At 69.4% G+C, this 2,486-nt stretch carries 6 protein-coding genes; 5 read left to right on the top strand and 1 reads right to left on the bottom strand.

Features of this window, described 5'->3' with window-relative positions; all coding sequences use genetic code 11:
- Positions 1 to 140: 140 nt before the first annotated feature.
- A complete protein-coding gene (locus ACH5AR_RS27145) occupies positions 141 to 611 on the bottom strand; it encodes an ATP-binding protein (RefSeq protein ID WP_396304130.1) in 471 nt (156 codons plus the stop codon).
- A gap of 131 nt (positions 612 to 742) precedes the next feature.
- On the opposite strand from ACH5AR_RS27145, the gene ACH5AR_RS27140 reads away from it, so the two are divergent.
- From ACH5AR_RS27140 to ACH5AR_RS27120, 5 genes are all read left to right on the top strand, one after another.
- Complete coding sequence (locus ACH5AR_RS27140) at positions 743 to 1,615, top strand: helix-turn-helix domain-containing protein (RefSeq protein WP_396304129.1); 873 nt, start codon at positions 743 to 745, stop codon at positions 1,613 to 1,615.
- 2 nt (positions 1,616 to 1,617) lie between these two features.
- Complete coding sequence (locus tag ACH5AR_RS27135) at positions 1,618 to 1,803, top strand: DUF397 domain-containing protein (protein WP_396304128.1); 186 nt, start codon at positions 1,618 to 1,620, stop codon at positions 1,801 to 1,803.
- Positions 1,804 to 1,873: 70 nt separating this feature from the next.
- Positions 1,874 to 2,056: a DUF397 domain-containing protein gene (locus ACH5AR_RS27130; RefSeq protein WP_396304127.1), complete on the top strand. Its 183-nt coding sequence runs from the start codon at positions 1,874 to 1,876 to the stop codon at positions 2,054 to 2,056.
- A gap of 48 nt (positions 2,057 to 2,104) precedes the next feature.
- On the top strand, positions 2,105 to 2,287 hold the full coding sequence (locus ACH5AR_RS27125; RefSeq protein WP_396304126.1) for a DUF397 domain-containing protein: 183 nt from the start codon (positions 2,105 to 2,107) through the stop codon (positions 2,285 to 2,287).
- Positions 2,288 to 2,334: 47 nt separating this feature from the next.
- The coding region (locus tag ACH5AR_RS27120) for a DUF397 domain-containing protein (protein WP_396304222.1) at positions 2,335 to 2,486 on the top strand (152 nt) is incomplete at its 3' end.

Here is a 2,486-nt window from a genome sequence, read left to right as displayed (position 1 = left end):
GGCAACCCTCAAGCGGGGGCCCCCCCCCCGGGGGGGCCCCCCGCCCCCCCCCCCCGCCCCCCCCGGGGGGGCCGGGCCCGGGGGGGGGGGGGCCCCCCCCCCCCCCCCCCCCCGCGGTCCGGGGGTCAGCCGGCGGGGGCTCAGTCGGCGGTCGGGGTGGCGGGGGCGTCGGCGAGGTCGAGTTCGGCCCAGACGGTCTTGGAGTTGGGCTCGCGGGGGATGGTGCCCCAGCGGTGGCAGAGGGCGTCGATCAGGGTGAGGCCGCGCCCCGTCTGGGCGTTGGGGGTGTGGACGGCGGGAAGGACGGGGAGCCTGTCCCCCCGGGGGTCGCTGATCTCGATGCGCAGGGTGGTGCCCCGGCGCACCGAGGTCGTGAGGGAGAGGTGAACTTCGAACCCGCGCCCCGGAAGGCGTCCGTGCGTGATCGCGTTCGCGGCCAGCTCCGCGACGATCAGCAGAGCGCAGTGGAAGGATTCGGTGTGCGTGGAGTCCAGTCCCCAGTCGGCGAGTTGACGTCGCGCCAGGCGGCGGCAGATGGCGGCGCCCTTGGGGGTGGCGTTGAGGACGGCGGTACGAGACCGGGAGTTGTCGAGGGGGATTTCGGTCGTCATGGGAATCAAGCGTGGCCCGGCGGACGTAGGCTGACCAGCAACCCGACGAGCACGGAGAGTGCTTGTACGGACACGAGGGGTCGGCATGTCGGCCGCCCCGGATCAATCGATCGCAAGGGCAGGTGGTACTCATGGCTGGCGTCGAGCGCACTGTGTTCGATGACGGCGAGACGGCGGAGAACTCGGACGGGGTCGCGGAGTTCTACAGCGCGGTGGGCAAGCTGATCAAGCACTTCCGGGAGCGGGCCGGCATCACGCAGAAGCAGCTGGCGACGCTCACGGGCTACAGCGAGGACCAGATCGGCGCGATGGAGCGGGGGGTACGGACGGCGAGGATCGAGTTCCTCACGAAGGTGGACCCGATCATCAACGCCGGTGGCGCCCTGAAGGTCATCGCGGACGACGTGATGAAGGCGAAGGTCCGGGTGAGCGAGCGCCATCCGGCCTTCTCCAAGGCCTTCACCTCGGAGGAGCACCGGGCCATCGAGATCCACGAGTACGGCACGATGGTGATCCCGGGGCTACTCCAGACCGAGGCGTACATCCGCGCGCTGTACGAGATGCGTCGGCCGATCCTCGCGCCCGACAAGATCGACGAGTGGGTGACGGCGCGGCTGGCCCGGCAGGAGATCCTGACCCGCTGGCCGCTGCCGGTGGTGACGTGGGTGATCGACGAGAGCGTGCTGCGGCGCCCGCTGGGCGGGTGGGACGTGCACAGGGAGCAGCTCCAGCACCTACTGAAGGTGGGACAGATGCGCGGCCCCGAGCTCCAGGTCATGCCGCTCGACCGGATGAGCCACGCGGGGATGGGCGGCTCGTTCACGCTGCTGACCCCGCCCAACCGGCCGCAGATCGGCTACGCCGCCGCGCAGCATGTGAACCGTCTGATCACGGACCCGGCGGAAGTCCGTAATATGGCGGCACGGTACAGCAGTATCCGGGCCCAGGCCCTGGGGCTGAGGGAGTCCCTGGCCTTGATCGAAGCGATTCTGGGAGAGCGGTAGGCATGGCCGAGCTGGCGTGGTTCAAGAGCAGCTACAGCACCAACGAGGAAGCCCAGTGCGTCGAGGTCGCCGAGACCCCGGGCACCGTCCATGTCCGTGACTCCAAGGACAAGTCCGGCCCCCAGCTGGCCTTCGAGCCGGCCGCCTGGGAGGCCTTCGTGAAGTTCGCCGCCACCACCGAGGTCTGACACCCGCCGGACCCCCCTCAACGGCCCACCGCCTTCCCGGCGGCGGGCCGTTGGCGTACCGTCATGCGGTATGGAACTCGCTTGGTTCAAGAGCAGTTACAGCACCAACGAGGAAGTCAACTGCGTGGAGGTCGCCGAGACCCCCGGCACCGTCCACGTCCGTGACTCCAAGGACACGTCCGGCCCCCAGCTGGCCTTCGAACCCGCCGCCTGGAAAGCCTTCGTGACGTTCGCCGCCACCATCGACGTCTGACACCCGCCACCTACCCGATGCCGAGTCGCTGGCGTACCGTCGGGCAATATGGAACTGGCCTGGTTCAAGAGCAGTTACAGCAGCAACGAAGGCGCCGCATGCGTGGAGGTCGCCGAGACCCCCGGCACCGTCCACGTCCGTGACTCCAAGGACACGTCCGGCCCCCACCTGGCCTTCGAACCCGCCGCCTGGAAAGCCTTCGTGACGTTCGCCGCCACCACCAAGGTCTGACACCCGCCACTACCCGACGGCGAGCCGCTGGCGTACCGTCAAACGGTATGGAACTGGCCTGGTTCAAGAGCAGTTACAGCAGCAATGAAGGTGCCGAGTGCGTCGAGGTCGCCGAGACCCCCGGCACCGTCCACGTCCGTGACTCCAAGGACACGTCCGGCCCCCACCTGGCCTTCGAACCCGCCGCCTGGAAAGCCTT

Origin of the sequence: Kitasatospora sp. NPDC018619, assembly GCF_044391605.1 — a bacterium.
GTDB lineage: Bacteria > Actinomycetota > Actinomycetes > Streptomycetales > Streptomycetaceae > Kitasatospora.
The sequence above is the reverse complement of the archived record's forward strand: the minus strand, read 5'-3'. Positions and strand labels throughout refer to the sequence as shown.

Bases quoted from the DNA above. Each gene is read 5' to 3' on its own strand.
- ACH5AR_RS27145 (WP_396304130.1), bottom strand. From the start codon at position 611: ATGACGACCGAAATCCCCCTCGACAACTCCCGGTCTCGTACCGCCGTC.
- ACH5AR_RS27140 (WP_396304129.1), top strand. From the start codon at position 743: ATGGCTGGCGTCGAGCGCACTGTGTTCGATGACGGCGAGACGGCGGAG.
- ACH5AR_RS27135 (WP_396304128.1), top strand. From the start codon at position 1,618: ATGGCCGAGCTGGCGTGGTTCAAGAGCAGCTACAGCACCAACGAGGAA.
- ACH5AR_RS27130 (WP_396304127.1), top strand. From the start codon at position 1,874: ATGGAACTCGCTTGGTTCAAGAGCAGTTACAGCACCAACGAGGAAGTC.
- ACH5AR_RS27125 (WP_396304126.1), top strand. From the start codon at position 2,105: ATGGAACTGGCCTGGTTCAAGAGCAGTTACAGCAGCAACGAAGGCGCC.